The organism is Larkinella ripae (assembly GCF_054780775.1).
In genome coordinates, this window is record NZ_BAAGVR010000028.1 from 815,714 (window position 1) to 831,794 (window position 16,081).

At 49.9% G+C, this 16,081-nt stretch carries 11 protein-coding genes and 1 riboswitch; of the genes, 1 reads left to right on the plus strand and 10 read right to left on the minus strand.

Features of this window, described 5'->3' with window-relative positions; genetic code table 11:
* Positions 1–14: 14 nt before the first annotated feature.
* From ACYVHX_RS25235 to ACYVHX_RS25250, 4 genes are all read right to left on the minus strand, one after another.
* Complete coding sequence (locus ACYVHX_RS25235; protein ID WP_460674475.1) at positions 15–1,124, minus strand: DUF5074 domain-containing protein; 1,110 nt, start codon at positions 1,122–1,124, stop codon at positions 15–17.
* Positions 1,121–3,040, minus strand: a complete 1,920-nt coding sequence (locus ACYVHX_RS25240; RefSeq protein WP_460674476.1) for a TonB-dependent receptor plug domain-containing protein — start codon at positions 3,038–3,040, stop codon at positions 1,121–1,123. The genes ACYVHX_RS25235 and ACYVHX_RS25240 overlap by 4 nt, the downstream gene beginning before the upstream one ends.
* A gap of 84 nt (positions 3,041–3,124) precedes the next feature.
* A riboswitch (cobalamin riboswitch) is annotated at positions 3,125–3,325 on the minus strand.
* A 198-nt stretch (positions 3,326–3,523) separates the two neighbouring features.
* Complete coding sequence (locus ACYVHX_RS25245) at positions 3,524–3,934, minus strand: helix-turn-helix transcriptional regulator (protein WP_460674477.1); 411 nt, start codon at positions 3,932–3,934, stop codon at positions 3,524–3,526.
* A gap of 159 nt (positions 3,935–4,093) precedes the next feature.
* Positions 4,094–4,912, minus strand: coding sequence for a 2,3,4,5-tetrahydropyridine-2,6-dicarboxylate N-succinyltransferase (locus ACYVHX_RS25250; protein WP_460674704.1), 819 nt, complete (start codon positions 4,910–4,912; stop codon positions 4,094–4,096).
* Between the two features lie 1,048 nt (positions 4,913–5,960).
* Between ACYVHX_RS25250 and gap the strand changes: the two genes are divergently transcribed.
* On the plus strand, positions 5,961–6,950 hold the full coding sequence (gene gap, locus ACYVHX_RS25255) for a type I glyceraldehyde-3-phosphate dehydrogenase (protein WP_460674478.1): 990 nt from the start codon (positions 5,961–5,963) through the stop codon (positions 6,948–6,950).
* A gap of 34 nt (positions 6,951–6,984) precedes the next feature.
* Here gap and trmB read toward each other — a convergent pair whose 3' ends face one another.
* From trmB to ACYVHX_RS25285, 6 genes are all read right to left on the minus strand, one after another.
* Complete coding sequence (trmB, locus tag ACYVHX_RS25260; RefSeq protein WP_460674479.1) at positions 6,985–7,644, minus strand: tRNA (guanosine(46)-N7)-methyltransferase TrmB; 660 nt, start codon at positions 7,642–7,644, stop codon at positions 6,985–6,987.
* The gene (locus tag ACYVHX_RS25265; protein ID WP_460674480.1) at positions 7,641–8,945 is read right to left on the minus strand and encodes a bifunctional folylpolyglutamate synthase/dihydrofolate synthase; all 1,305 of its coding nucleotides are present in this window, start codon (positions 8,943–8,945) and stop codon (positions 7,641–7,643) included. Before ACYVHX_RS25265 ends, trmB begins: the two co-directional genes overlap by 4 nt.
* A 6-nt stretch (positions 8,946–8,951) precedes the next feature.
* On the minus strand, positions 8,952–9,887 hold the full coding sequence (locus ACYVHX_RS25270) for a hypothetical protein (RefSeq protein WP_460674481.1): 936 nt from the start codon (positions 9,885–9,887) through the stop codon (positions 8,952–8,954).
* Positions 9,888–10,036: 149 nt separating this feature from the next.
* The gene (locus tag ACYVHX_RS25275) at positions 10,037–11,140 is read right to left on the minus strand and encodes an HU domain-containing protein (RefSeq protein WP_460674482.1); all 1,104 of its coding nucleotides are present in this window, start codon (positions 11,138–11,140) and stop codon (positions 10,037–10,039) included.
* A gap of 21 nt (positions 11,141–11,161) precedes the next feature.
* A complete protein-coding gene (locus ACYVHX_RS25280) occupies positions 11,162–12,859 on the minus strand; it encodes a TonB-dependent receptor (protein WP_460674483.1) in 1,698 nt (565 codons plus the stop codon).
* A gap of 82 nt (positions 12,860–12,941) precedes the next feature.
* Complete coding sequence (locus ACYVHX_RS25285) at positions 12,942–15,977, minus strand: tetratricopeptide repeat protein (protein WP_460674484.1); 3,036 nt, start codon at positions 15,975–15,977, stop codon at positions 12,942–12,944.
* Between the last annotated feature and the right edge of the window lie 104 nt (positions 15,978–16,081).

Below are 16,081 nucleotides of genomic sequence, written 5' to 3' on the forward strand. Positions count from 1 at the left end.
CCGCTTGTCTCCCTTTATTTAAAATAAAAACCGGACGGTCCGATTTCGGCCTTGACGGAATCAATCAGCGTTCCGTTGGGCTGATACCGGAAAACATACCCCGCCTGTTTGAGGGAGGGCGTAACTCCGCCGTAAAGTATGCCGGAAGTAGGCTCAATGGCCAGACCACTGAACAGTCGTTTGATAAACGGGGCCGTGGCTGGCACGCTGGTGTCCGTTACCGAAAACCGGTAGAGTTCCCCGATCTGGGTGTAATTGGCGTCGTAATAACTGTTCGTGAAATAAAACGTCTGTTTGTCGGCGCTGAGCCGGAACATGCTCGGCGATTTGCCCGAAGCGCTGCCAATTTTCAGGCGTGTTTCGATGGCTTTGCTCTGCGGGTTGATCCGAATCAGCTCGCTGCCGGACGACACCCATAATTTTCCGTTGGCGTCGACCGCAACCGGATTCGGATTGGCACCGATTTCAATACTGGTTTTGACCTGTTCCGTTGTTACATCGATCACCGTCAGTTTGGTGGCGCCACCGGCCGATCCGGCAAACACCTCGGTGCCTACCAGCAACAGGGACTCCACTCCTTTTACCGCCGGAATTTTCTTAGTTACCGTGTTGGTGGTTAACTCAACCACGGCAATGTAACCCGGATCTTTGTAGAACGTACCGTTGGAGAAATCACCGGAAACATCCCAGCAACTGACGTACACTTTATTGGCACTTACGCGCACGACCGAACGGGGGTTTTCGATTTCGGGTGTTTTCAGGGTGGCTAACGACTTAAAGGTATTGGCGTCAACAATTTCCACCTTGTCCTGCGCGGAAGTCATGTTGTCCACCAGAATCACCCCCTTGCCGTCGGATTCCGTGTAGCCCTGCACACTCCCGGTCAGGGAGCGCTGGTTTACCTGGTTGAAAATATCGTAGGAAGCCGTTGTGCCGGTGGGCGGAAAATAAGTGATCGTACCGTTGTTGTCGGAGAAGTTACCCTGGTTGACGACCAGTACGCCCGAACCGTATGGCACCGCTTGCGGATCGTCGGTATCCGTGTTACAGGACCAGTTCAGCGCGACCAGCAGGCCCAGCGCCAGTTTCAAGTGGATTGACAAGTGGATTTTGGTTTTTTTCATTGGTTTGTGGTATGCAGATTACAGATTAATTGAAGACTAAAATGACGCCCCGGCATGGCGTTGCGTTTCACATTGAGGTAAAGCGTGTCGAATACGTTGTTGATCTGCCCCTGAAGCCGGGCTTGCACCGGTCCTAGCCGAACGGCCGTTTCGAGCAAAATATTGGTGAGGATAAAACCGCGCAGGAACTGAATGTTGTCGAAGGTGATGTATTGCCGGGAGTTGAGCTGGTTCTGGATGGTCAGGCGGTTTTTTCCGCGAGCCACGTAGGCTGAAATCCGCCCGACGTGTTTGGGCACGTAAACGAGCTGTTTCCCAATGATATCCTGGGCGTACGTATTATAGACCCGTTCCTGGCTCGAGCGGGTCAGGGCGTAGCTTAGCTGCAAACCCGATTGCCAGTTGGCGGTTTGGTAGGTCAGTGTTCCCGACCATTCCAGCCCCCGCGAAACCACCAGTTGCAGGTTCTCGACCCGGTATCCGGACTCGGGGTTCCAGTAAGACCAGTCGTCGATGCGGTTTCGGAACACGGTCGCTTCGGTGGACCAATTCAGGCGGTCGGACGGTGCCCAGCGGGCGGCCAGGCCGGTTTCCAGGTTAAAACCGCTTTCGGGTCGCAGGTCGAGATTACCCAGTTCCCGCCAGTACCGCTCATTCAGGGTCGGGACCCGGTAGCTGCGTCCGGCCGAGGCTTTGGCGGTCAGGCTGAATTCTTTGCCCTGATAAAGCGCATATTCGGCGCCGACCGATGGCGTAATGGGCGGATCAAACCGGGTGACAAAAGCCTGCCGCAGATTCGCCGAAATCAACCATTTAGCCCATTGAATCCGGAGCAGCGCAAACAGATCGGCCCGATCTTCCTGGATCAGCTGGGTGCCGTAACCATCGACCCGCGTCCAGTAGTGCGACCATTCACCTCCTACCCGCAGGTTCCATTGACTGTTTTGACCCTGATGCGTAAACTCCCGTTCAAATCGACTGATTAGTCGGTCGGTTTCGGAATGACTGGGATTCCTGAAATTGCCGCGGGCGTAATCAATGATGTCGCGAATGAAGCCGACCCGGGCGGTCAGTTTAGCGGTTTCGAAGGTGGTCAGAAACCGGTACGATTGGGACCGGGTTCGCTCCCGAACCGTGGTATCGAAGGGCGAAACAATGAGGTCATTATCCGTGAGCCAGATGTTGGCCGAAACCTGTTGATTCTTCTGGTTGCGGAAATAAAGATCCTGAATAAAGCCCCGCTGGTTAGTCGTCGAGCGTTCGACAAAATAGTTTCCACGCTCGCGGTACGGAAAATCGTTGTTGAACGCGGTCCGGTTTACGAAGGTTTTTCCGGCGAGTTGCCAGCGTTTTCCGGGGGAAGTAACAAATCGCACACCCGCCTGGGTGCCCGAATTCCGGAAGCTGCCCAACTGCTGGCCGAGGGTGGCCGAAAAACCGGGTTGTTGCCATTTCGGATTGCTCATCAGCAGAACGCTGCCACCGACGGCATCCGAACCCACGCAGCTGGCGGAGGAACCGTACTGCACGGCGAGTTGATCAAATCCCGTGACGGGCAGCGTTGAAAAGTCGGTTTGACCTAGAGTCGGCTGGTTGATGTTAATGCCGTTCCAGAGAACCGCCGTGTGGTTGGCCGATGTCCCCCGAAACGAAACCGTAGCCAATTGACCGGCACCGTAGACTTTAAACGCAATTGGGGAGTTGTAGGTCAGCAGATCCGTCAAGGTCTGAAACCGGAACTGCTCGAGCGCAAGGGAATCGATCCGTTGAATTTTCTGACCCGCCAAAAACCATTCGGGCGTCGTGCCCCGAATCGTTACCGCAGGCAACGTTTGGTCAGGACCCCTGCTCTGCCCGTTTCCGTTTAAAAACGAACCGACCAGCATGGACAGGAAAATCCCGTCTCTATACCGCATAAGATAAGTCGTAAGAATGCAATCGAAAAACCGACCGGTTTTAATACGTTCGATCGGACCCGGTTTTTTTCACCCGAAAAAAACAGGCAACACATGGCAGAGGCAGGTCTCCTGACTTACCCACTGATTTCGGCCTTCCCATCCGGAACCATCCGGACAGTGGCAAGAAGAGGAAATCAGTCGCTACGGGTTTACAGTTGCGGGGACAGCGTCGGTTTTTCACCGACTTCCCTATTAAGCCATCGCTGACAAACATCAGGCGGCACCTTTACGGAGCAAAGGTAACAGGATGAAAAGGAATATCAAATGGAGGACGGCAGGAAAGCGAAAACCCATGGCGGCTAACGGCGTCCGGGTGTAGGAAGCAAGGATGGATGACTTCAAATATGGTCACCTGGAACGGGTTGAAATTAGACCCGGGAGGTTCACCGATTACCTGTTTATTATCCTTGCCATGGACACCGAAGCCATTAAGGCCATCTTTCAGGAGGGTGAATATTCCCGAAAGGTCCCATCGGTGTAGAAAACGAGAATTCGCTCTATGCTTTTTTCATCTTTATTTTTTCCTACAGCCGATTGTACGGGCGCAGGATAAGCCGGTTTTTCATCCAGAATTTCGGGTGGCTGAACGGTTTTCCGACCAGCCGTATACAACGTCTCCGGTTGCCGTTGATTTACATTTGTTACGGGGTGTTGATCATCTTCCAGAATCCAGTCGTACCCCAGTTCCGGGAAACGGCGAATAATTTTCTGAATGATGTCGAAACTGGGTCGGTTCCGTCCCGATAAGATGTGGGAGATGCTGGACCGCTGAACACCAATTTCATCCGCAAAATACGAAGGAGTTAAATTCTTATCCTTCAATACCTGTTTAATTTTGTCATTTACATTCATAACCAAGTACTTTTTACAAAAGTATACAATTCACAAAAATAAACAATGGGTGGTAGTTGTATTTTGTGAACTACAAACATTTGTAAACTGATTGAGAATGAAAATGGCTAGCTTACAATTGTAAACCAGCCATTTTCACGGATAAAATGAGGTTGCTATTTACACCGTCACATTGTTGTCGCGGAGCGCATCATTAAGCGAAGTTTTTAAATCAGTGGATTCTTTGCGCTGACCAATAATTAGCGCACAAGGAACCTGATAAGTTCCGGCTGCAAATTCTTTAGCAATACTACCGGGGATCACGACGGAATTAGCAGGAACAAACCCCCGATGTTCGACCGCGGTTGGTCCGGTTACGTCGATGATTTTGGAGCTGCCGGTTATGGTAACTCCCGCTCCCAAAACCGCTCTTTTTCCAATGTGAGCACCTTCCACTACGATACAACGGGAGCCGATAAAAGCGCCGTCTTCGACAATAACCGGAGAAGCCTGGGGCGGCTCGAGAACTCCGCCGATACCTACTCCCCCACTAAGGTGAACATCTTTTCCAATCTGTGCGCAACTCCCCACTGTCGCCCAGGTATCGACCATCGTGCGCTCATCAACATAGGCACCAACGTTCACGTACGACGGCATCAGAATTGCCCCGGCCGCAATGAACGAACCATAGCGGGCAACGGCTGGCGGAACGACACGCACTCCCCTGCTTTTATAAGCGGTCTTGAGTGGAATCTTGTCGTGGAACTCAAAAATGCCGACCTCCTGAGTCTGCATGGTCTGGGAAATAAAATAGAGTAATATAGCTTTCTTGACCCATTCATTAACGGTCCATTTTTCTCCATCAGCACCTGGTTCAGCAACTCGCAATTGACCGCTGTCCAGTTCGTCGATGATATTCCTAATGGTCTGTAAAGTCTCCGGGTCGCTCAATAAAGAGCGATTTGACCAGCAATCTTCAATACGTAACTTGTACTCCATAATCCAATAAATTGATTGTTTCAACAGTTTAATTTAGAGAATATAAATTGCTGATTATGAGCTACATAAACAACGTGTTCTTTAGATATTTTTATCGTATAAATTATATTTTTCGTATCGCATACGACCCATCTTGTGGTTGTCAGTCTCAAATAAATAATCTATTATTTTCGCTTCAACCTCCCCCATTTTTTGATTCAACTCTTTAATTATTACTTACAAATTTATATGTTGTCGTAGAAATATAATATAGCTGTATTATAAGATTTTAAAGTGTTATCTATTTAAATCTGCATTAAACAATTCTTCAATCTCGTCACCTTCTCTGGTAATTTTATTTTTAAGGCCAAATTCATAAGTTCAATCAAATCTTTATAATCCACTAGTCAAAGTAGATTGTATACTCTAATAACAAAAAAAAGATGGAATTTGATTTAATAAAATATCTTCTTGCATTGGCCCGTATGAGCTGATGGGAAAGCTAAAATGATAAGCCTGGTAGCGAATGTCATAAGGCGTTTCCAAAGGATGTTTCCTCATTGTAAGTGAGTCAAAAGAATGATCAGGTTAAGTGGTAAGCAACAAGTTTAGAAGTAAAAGAATCGACGAATTTTATAAAACCAGATGTGCTACGGCTACCTTTTCGATGAGGATCCCTTTATCTTAAACTAGGGAAACAATACCTAAAAATAATAAGTATTTGGCCCTGCTCAAATGAAAAAGGATAAATAGATACAGCCACTAATAAACAACTAAAAACAAGAACTATATACCATTTAAATTAGTAAATTTTCGGAGCAGAATTAGCAAATTACTAAATTTGATATCCGATTTAGGTTTTATTATTGGCAAAAGAACTACTAAACCTACCCTGAATACTAAATTGTTTACTTAACCATTTATTCCGGTTACTTTCTTAAGTGTATCTATATGAATGAAGTTCTCTCTTCCTCACATTCATTTTATAAGGATGATTCTAGACACAACCTTTTCGTTTCAATCAGGAATACTATCTTTGCACCGTTATTGCAAACTAATACAAACACACATGGGCAAAATTAAAGTCGCCATCAATGGTTTTGGCCGGATTGGCCGGTTGTCTTTTAGAAGGCTGCTTGAAAAAGACAATGTTGAAATTGTTGCTATTAATGATTTAACTGATAATGCAACACTGGCTCATTTATTAAAATACGATTCAGTACACGGTAAATTCCAGGGTGAAATTACCTCTGATGCTGATAGCTTGACCATCAATGGGGTCCGTATCCATGCGTATGCCGAACGCGATCCTAAAGCACTCCCCTGGGCTAACTTAGGGGTTGATGTTGTCCTGGAATCAACGGGTCGGTTTGTTGATGAAGCCGGAGCTGGACAACATTTAACGGCCGGTGCTAAAAAAGTGGTCATTTCTGCACCCGCTAAAGGAAATATCCCGACGATCGTATTGGGCGTAAATGAAGATACGCTGACGGGAACGGAAACCATTCTGTCAAACGCTTCCTGTACGACCAACTGTCTGGCCCCAATGGCCAAGGTCCTGGATGATGTTTTTGGCATCGAAAAAGGCTACATGACCACAATTCACGCCTACACTGCCGACCAGAATCTTCAGGATGCACCCCACTCCGACCTCCGTCGCGCCCGGGCAGCTGCTTTGTCGATCGTACCCACATCAACCGGCGCTGCTAAAGCAGTTGGTTTGGTTCTGCCCCAGTTGAAAGGAAAACTTGACGGTTACGCGTTGCGGGTACCCATTCCGGATGGTTCGGTAACGGATTTGACGGCTATTTTGAAGCGCGAAGCCACCAAAGAAGAAATCAACGCTGCCATGAAAGCTGCTGCTGAAGGTCCATTGCAGGGAATTCTGGAATATTGCGAAGACGAAATCGTATCAACCGATATCGTAGGCAATGCCAGCTCTTGTATTTTCGACTCCAAGCTCACCTCCGCCAACGGCACGCTGGTGAAGATTGTCGGCTGGTACGATAACGAATTTGGCTACTCCAGCCGTATCGCTGACCTGATTGCAAAATTGTAATATTAGTAGGTCGAGAAACAAAAAAGGCGGGAAATCATCCCGCCTTTTTGCATTTTAAGTATTTTATCGAAAATCCTTTCCTGGTAAAAATCTCCTCGTATTTCGTTTTAATCCCCAGGTGAAGGTCGTTCATTTCGGAAGCGTACAAATCACGCGTGGTGATAAGCTCCTGAAAACCGTGGCCGGTGAGGGTTTTAATACTAAAGTCAAAGAAATCGTCATGATCGGTTTTAAGATGCAGTGTCCCCTCAACCGCTAGGATTTGCCGATACAGATCTAAATAACGCGCATCGGTCAGACGGTTTTTGATCTGGCTAATCCTCGGCTGCGGGTCCGGAAAAGTAATCCAGATTTCGTTGACTTCCTGATGGCCAAAGAAATCCGGTAACCGAAACGCATCGGTGCGCAGAAAAGCTACATTTTGCAGGCCTAACTGGATGGCCTGCTGACTGCCCTGCGCAATCCGGTCGCCTTTCCGATCAATTCCAATAAAATTTAATTGGGGATAATGCCGGGCCAGACCCACCGTATATTCTCCTCGCCCACAGCCTAACTCAATCACAAGCGGATGATCATTCCCGAAATAAACGTCACGCCACCGGCCCTTGATGGTTTCAAACAATTCTTTTCCCGGCTCCAACACATTATCACTCAGTCGATTGTGTTCAAATCGAGCTAATTTATTCCGACTCACGCTTCTAATTGATTTAATTCGGCAACAACGTAGGTGCTCCCCGTCACGAGGATACAATCTTCCGGCTGGGCGCGGTTCAAAGCAGCCCGCAATGCTTCATTGACATCTTGATGAACTTCCCCCGACAAACCGTACCGACCAAATTCCTCCGCCAGGGCGTCAGCATCCAGGGCGCGCGGGATATCCGGCTGGCAAAAATAATAAACCGCATCGGGCGGAAACAATTGAATTACTTTCGATAAATCTTTGTCCTTTACAAAGCCAACCACCAGATAAAGTTGCCGATACGAAACCGTTTGCAACGATTCCAGGACACTCCGTATTCCGGGTTCATTATGGCCCGTATCGCAGATTACAGTTGGATTTCGTTGCAAATACTGCCAGCGCCCCTGCAAACCAGTCAGCTTAATTACGTTGGCAAAACCGTATTGAATGTCGGAATCCAACCATTTCGCCTTAAATTCTTTTGATTTTTCCAGCACGTCCAGAACCGTCAGCACACCGGCCACATTTTTTAATTGATAGGTACCGAGCAATTCGAGAGTCGCCTGAAAAGCATCTTCTCTCCAGGGCTCAATGGAAAAATGGCGGCCCTCCGCATCAACACCCCGGTCCGTAACCGCAAAACGATCCGATCCGACAAAAATTTCACTGCCGCACGCCTTTGCCCGGGCCTCAAAAACCGGATACGTTTCCGGGTCGTATTCACTGATCACGACCGGAACTCCGGGCTTTATAATCCCGGCTTTTTCTGCCGCAATTTGTTGGAGACTATTGCCCAGAATATCGCTGTGATCCCAGCCAATGTTCGTGATCAATGAAATCAGCGGGGTAATCATGTTCGTTGAATCGAGCCGCCCCCCTAGTCCTACCTCTATAACAGCTATATCGACGTTCTGACGGGCGAAGTAGTCAAAAGCCAGGGCAACGGTCACTTCAAAGAATGAAGGCTTTAAATCCTCAATAAACGCCCGGTGCCGAACTACGAACGCGGCAACCTCCTCCTCCGGAATAGGCAGGCCGCCAATCCGGATTCGCTCAGTAAACGATTTAAGGTGGGGCGAGGTGTACAAGGCGGTTTTGTAGCCCGCAGACTGGAGAACTGCCGCCAGCAGATGCGACGAGCTGCCCTTCCCGTTGGTACCGCCGACGTGAAGGCTTCGAAACTGCTCCTGAGGATTCCCCAAATGGGCGCAGAATTCTAAAATATTAGTCAGACCCGGTTTGAGGGCCTTCGGTCCTATCCGATGAAAAACCGGTAATTGCGCATAGAGATAAGCAAGCGCTTCCGAATACGTCATTCGGTACTAATTTGATCGAATATTGATGGTATAAATTCCCGTGGAAATGGGCGGTGCCGCCGAGCCTTTCGGGACCAACTGCAATTTATATACCTGCTGTTTGTAAAACTCGGTCACAGTCGGACTCAGCCGCGTTTCCTTCACCCGAACGAAAGTCACATCGCCTTTATCATCCACTTTGATCTCAAATACGATCTTTCCGCTTTCGCCCGAATTATCCTGCGCAATCCGGCTGCTGGCCAGCCGCCAGCCCGCCATATTCAGCGAAACGCCCGAACCCGTGCCGCCCGGCGTACCGTAGAATTGCTTGGCATTAATGTTCCCGTCCGGATTTCCCTTATCGCCCACACCCGAAGCATCATCACCATTGTTGTTCCCTCCTACGCCGGCTGCTTTGCCCACCGTACCGTTCGAGCCTCCCGAACTTGATTTTTTGTACAACGCGTTGGCATCCACCTTTTTAGGCTCGGCAACGGGCTCGGCTTTGGGAGGTGCGGGCGTCGGTTTGGGCGTCGTGGCCTCCACTTTTTTCGGTTCAGCTTTTTCAGGAACCGTCACCGGGCTTTCGATCTTGCTGGCGATATCCGGTTTTTCAGTAATTACCTTACTCGGTTTGGCATCAACAATTTTCGGAACCGGTGCCGTTGGCGTTTTTTCCACCCGGGGGGTGGTCGTAATTTTCGAATTGGGTTTATCCTCTTCCTTTTTTACATCCTCCGTATTTTTCGAATCGCTGGCTTTGTTGTACGTCTGCACCGAACCGCTACCGATCAGGTCCGTACCGAAATTAACGTCTACGTACTGAATCGGTGGAGGATCGGGAATCGATTGCCACAGCCGTATGTACAGAAGCAGGAAAAACAACAGAGCGCAAATGGCAAACGAACTGGCCAAAGCCGTTACCCGGTATTCGTTCTCATTTTCCAGCGTGACACGATTCATGGAAACAGGTTTTTAGGCATTAAACGGAATAACTGGTCTAAACTATTGTTCTCCTTCGGCAAAAATAAAACGATTTCGCGAATACTTCGGTTCACCAACGCAAAAAGGCAACCTTTGGGCTGCCTGTTGAAAACCATAATTGAACCGAATTATTCCTTGATTTTATGAACCCAGGCTCTGGAACCGGACAGGCGGCTCACTTTATCGAGGGTAGCGAGCACCTCATTCTTGTCCGTTGATCCGGAAGCCGCTACTTTCACCAATTCCTTTTGTTTGGTCTGGGGCATGATGTAAGCCGTTTCAAAACCGCCCTGACGCAGTCGGCGCAACAGCCGTTTGGCATTGACCTTGCTAGCAAAACTGCCGGCAATGGCCAGGTAATACGTCGCCGGTTTTTTAACCGCAACAACCGCAGCCACGGGCTCGGCAACCACGGCCGGTTTTTCCGGTTCCGCTACGGGCATTTCAACCGCTTTAGCACCCGGAATCGGGGCCGTTGCGGTTTTTGGAGCAACTTCAACCGTTGGACTTTCAATCGAAGTGCTCGGCGCAACGACCGTTTCACGCGCACCAGCCGCCGGCGCTTCATCCTCGCTCACAAATGAATCGAAAGGATTCAGGCTGCTCAACACCAGCGATGGCGATTTCTTTACCGTGAAGAAACCCAGCGAGCAGACCAGCAATACCGCTGCCGCCCAGGCCAGGTACGGCCGACGGTGGTTGGTTACCGGCATTTCTACCAGAGTCGCCGGAACTTCCTCCGCTTCCACGGCAATCGCCGTTTCTTTCGGCTGAGGCAGCAACGCTACGGGCGCTTCCACTTCCGCAACGACGTTCACCAACCGGGCCGAAACCGGTTGAAAACCGTATGACTCCCCCTGAAAATTATGCCGAATTTCGGGATCAAACTGCAGTTTCCCCTCCTCATTTTCCGAGAACAAACCCAGGCCTTCAATTGCAAAGATTCGTCCCTGCCGGACCTCCTGCTTCAACTCATCCACAAACTGCCGAATCACCTGCAAAGCCTCATCCCGCGAACAGCCTTCGTGCAGCACCATGTAGTTGACGAGTAGGCCGTCATCCAGTTTCAGGGCTTCGTTAAAGGCAATTTTCTTCCGGGGTGGCATATACAAGCCGTTGGCCGCGATAAACGTGGCCGGAATAAAGTGTAAAATGAAGCCTCCAAGTTCGGGAACAACGATACAATCGTACTGAAAAAGCAGTTTTTTGAGGTAATCCGCTACTGGTTTCATGGGCTTACGGTTTGGGAACTGTCAGAAGCTGTACGACAATCCTCCGAGAAAGTTAAGCCCTTGTTGCGGATAATACAAATACCGCTGATAATTACCGCCTATAATGTTATTCAACGAAACAAACGCTGAAACCTGTTTTCCCAGGAAATAGTCAATTTTAAAGTTCAGATCCCAGATCGGTTTGAGGGTGAAAATCTGGTTGGTAACAAAGTTTTTGCCTTTCATTCCCTGATAATGGTACAAATCCATCGTGATGAACAATTTTTTATTCACAATAAACGAATTCGACCACGACCCCGAAATCGTCGGCCGGTGCCAGGCTTCTTCCATCCGGCTCAGGCTATAATCAAAAAAATCGGTTCGCAGAGTCGAACGAAAAACTTCCTTGTAGGTATAGCCAACCTGGGCCGAGACGGTCAGCACGTGGGTGCGGTTCCCGTCGTAAACCACAAAAAACTTGGAGGTGTCCGGCCAGGTGTTGTTGAAACCGTAGAAGTTCCGGTAGCGGGCGTACGAGACTTTTCCTTCGTACGAAAGGCCACCCCCAAGCTCTCCCTTGCTCCCGCCGTATATATCCCAGGTTTTTTCGGTGTTGGCCAGCACAACCTGGGGCGCCAGCCAGCGGTTTTCACCCAACAGACTCCGTAATGTATTGCGGTTAATATCACCATCAACGCCCGCGAAAAAGTGAATATTTCCAGCCGGAACTACATCCAGGTCAATGACCGGAAAAGCCCGGGTCCGGTTGACTGCCAGGCGCATATCGGATTCGTTAACAGCGTTAACCCCAAATGTTGCCGTCAGAAAAGAATTAGAATATTTAAAGGTCGGCTTCACCCGGAACAGATTCCGGTTATCCACCGGTCCGTCGGTCCGCTGGGTCACAAAAGCATCCGCGGCCAAAAGTGCAACGAAGTTGTCGGAAATCCCCACCGAGCCTTTCAGGTTGGTTCCCCAGTCAAACTCGTTCACATCGTAGTTGTCCGACAGGGTAATGATCCCGGTTTTCAACGAGTAGTCAATGTTCCGGTCCGGATCCACGTTTTCAATGCCGACCCGAATCTGCGAAGTCTTCAGAACCTGCCGAATCGTCTGCCGGTCGATTTCGCGGGGACGCTGGTACCCGTAAAAATAAAATGCCTCGCGGTCATAGCCCAGGTTCGCCGAGAGTTTAAACGCATCCGTCTGGTAGTTGCCGTTGAGTTTGATCCGGTTTTCGCCCGTCGCGGAATTTTTGCCATCCACCGGCCCCATGGACGATGAAAGATGCTTGAACGAGCCATCCACCGAAATATTTTCCATCACCTGCCCGCTGCCGAAGGCTTCCCCGTAGAACGAGCCATAATTTCCCGCTCCGGCTTTCACGTAATTATTGAACAGGTCCTGCTGTTCGGCCTGGGCTGCCGGTAAGGGCAGGGCCGAAGGTGAAAGGCGCGGATCACCAACGGACAGCGCCCGGTCGTTGAATTCGTAAGTCAGTTTTCGCTGCTCGGAGGACGGTTTTACCGATGGGATTTTGTTGAAAAGCCGGTTGGCGGGGGGCATTTCAATTTTCCGGTTTTTCTCAATCGTAATTTCCTGGTTATCCACCTCACCTTCCCGCACGGGGGCAGGTGCAGGCCGTTGCTGCGCGTTTACGGCAATCGAGGTGTGGAACAGACTCCCCGTTACCAGCAAAAGAAAAGCGACGTGACGGATGGAAGTTTTTGGTAAAAACATGCAGCTATTCTGTTGAAACCGAATGGATTCGGATGAATGATTAGGGTTCGTTGCGTACGAAAACCGGGCTACCGGTTGAAGCTTAATTTTTCGCATCGATGGCGGCCAGTTTCTGTTTGGCTTCCGCAATGATTTCTTCGTTCTCGGCATTTTCAATGATGGAATTGAGGACTGCCTTAGCCTGCGCCACTTCGTTCTGGGCCACGTTGTTATCGGCCACCAGAATAAATCCTTTTCCTTTCCAGTAATCGTACTGGGCGAAATCAGAATTAAATCGCAGCAGGGCGTCGATGGATTCCTTGTGCTTTTTGGTACGGAACAGGATATCGGCAATCCAATAATTGGCCTCCGCGCCCTGTTCGTCTTTCGCCAGGGTAATGGTTTTCTCAAATTCCGTAGTCGCCTGTTTGAAATCACCTTTGGCATATGCAACTTTGCCAAGCATCAACTGCGCCCGGTTTTGCGCGCCCGGCACCACGTTCCCCATCGACAGCACTTCGCGGGCCATTACCTGCGTCGAATCGTTGTTGCCGGTCGCATAATAGGTATCCATCAGGCCCAAAACCGCCTGCGACTGTTCGTTCTTACTCTTCGACTGGGCCAGCACCGTGCGGTAATTCCGGATGGCGCGCGGATAATTCTTCTGCTGGCGTTCAATATCGGCCGCCCGGGCCGCAGCGCGGGTAACAAAATCGGACTTGTTGTCGCTGATCACCGTGTAATAATACCTGAGCGCATTTGGCTGATCATTCGAACGGGAATACGAATCGGCCAGGTAGTAACGGGCTTCGTAGGCCAGCGGGCTGTTGGGATTATCGTCGATAAATGCCTGTAAAGTGGTGATAGCCTGCTGATATTTCTCATTGAAATATAAGCCTTTAGCATTTTCAAACTCAACCTTTTGTAGATCCGTGCTGCCGGGGTTATTTTTCTTGTAGCTCGACAGCGTACTGCCAAATTCGTCAGCCCGTCCGGCATCACTCAGGGCATTCTGCAAACCGAGCAGCGCGCCTGAAGCCGAAGGGCTACCGCCATACTGATCGAGAATCCGCCGGTAGTCCTGAATCGCCGGTTCGTACAGTTGAAGGTTGGTATTCGCCGTCGCCCGTTTCAGCAAAGCAGCCGGAATCAGATAACTTTTGGGTTTGTCGGTGATTAAGCGGGTAAATGAACGAATGGAAGCCTGATAAGCGCCCTTCTCAAAATCCACGTTGGCCGCCTGAAACAAGGCATCGTCGGCGTAGCGTGAATTTGGGAATTGCTTCAGCACGGTTTCAAACTGCGCTTTTGCTTCCACATCCCGTTCCATGAACGCCAGAATCATGCCCTTCTGGTATGCCGCGTAATCCCGGTCGATGCGGCCCTGCGCAATGGCATTGTCGTAATACCGCATGGCCTCGTTGTAATTCTTGGTCGCAAAGTAACTGTCGGCCACCCGCACAGTGGCGTCTTCCAGCGCCTGTTTGTCCGAACTTCCCGACTTGGCAATGAAATCGCGGAAATAGGTAACGGCCTGCGAATAGTTTTTCTTGTTGTAAGCGGCATACCCGAGGGCGTACAAACTTTTGCCCTGCAAATCGGCGCTGGCATTGCCGCCCCGCAACGCCTGCTGGTACAGGGGGATTGCGTCGTCGTATTTGCGCTGGGCCGAGAACGTTTCCGCCTTCCAGAAAAGGGCGTTGTTCCGCAGATCGGGATCCACCGGATTTTTCAGGGATTTGTCGAAGTTCGCAATGGCCTGATCGTAGCGTTCGGCGTTGAAGTCGTTCACCGCCTGGTTATAGGTGATCCGCTGGTACGATGCGTTAATACGGGGTGTCCGCCGTCGCAGCCCTTCGATGTACGAAATGGCCGCACTATAATTATTGGAGGAGAAATAGGCTTCGCTGAGCAGTTCGTTCGACTCGTTTTCAAATTTGCTATCCGGGTAGCGTTTCAGAAAATCCGTAAATTCCTTCACCGCGTCGCCCCCGTTGTTCAGGTCGAGTTGCAGCTTGGCGTGGTTAAACGCCGATTCCTGCTGAATATCTTTGTTGAAGCTGAGCCGCGCCGACTGGTCAAACGCATTCAGGGCAAAGCTCGGGTTGGCAGTTTGCAGGTAACTGATTCCCAACCGGTAGGCTGAATACTGGGCTATGGTGTCTTTGCCGGCCGAAACATTTTTCAAAGCCGCAATGGCGCCCGCGTAATCACCGGTTTTGAACAGGGCATCGCCGTAGCGGAACTGCACCGCCGGCGGAACCGCACGTCCCTTAATGTTACTATATTGTTTATAAAACGGAATAGCCTTGGCATAATCCCCTTTTTTGTACAGGACTTCCGCCGTAAACAGGGCCACCTCCGCCAGTTGGGTCGCATTACCCCGGTTTCGTTGCAGCAAGGGTTGGGCGTAGGCCAGCAACTGGTCGTATTGCCCGGCCTTATACATCGACTGCACAATCCAGTTCGGCACCTCGTTCTGGTAGGTCGGGTTTTGCTCGATTCGTTTGAAATCAGCCACCGCTTCCCGGAAATTTCCCTGGCGGAAGTTGATCACCCCGGCATAATAGGAGGCCGATTGCGCCTGTTCCAGACCGGGATCCTGTTTGATCTGGTTCAACAAGGGCAAAGCCTGCCGAAAATCCTGCTTTGAATAGTAGGCCATCGCCAGCAGGTATTTGCTTTCCGCCTGACCGTTGGCATTCTGATTATTTTTAATGGCCTTCTCCAGGAAGGTGATCGCCCGGTCGTAATCGCCTTTGTCAAAATAGTATTTTCCCAAATCGCCGTACAATAAACCGGCTTTCGGGTGTTCCCGGTGGTTTTTCACGAAGCGGTCAACCTGCACCTCCGCTTCCGGAATGTCCAGGTACAGGCCCGTCAGGGCAATATAGTATTCGGCCGAAACCGCATTCTGGTCGCTGATGTTCGTGATCGGTTTTTTCCGATCGAGGTATTGCAGAAACTCCTGCCGCGCAGCCGCGTAATTATTTTTTTCAAACCATTCCAGTCCATTCCGGAACAGAACGTCGGGTTCGGTGTAGCTTAGCGTTCGCTGGGCTGATACCGTAGTTGACAGCACCGAGCAGGTTATTAAAACCGATAATTGGAATGCCTTTCCAAACAGGTTCGGACGCATAGGTTGGAGTTAAACAGATTTTCTTTATCGTTTGTACGTTATACTTTTGCAGGTAGTACGAACGGGTTTTCACCATCTGAAAACGAAAGTACACGCATTTCCGT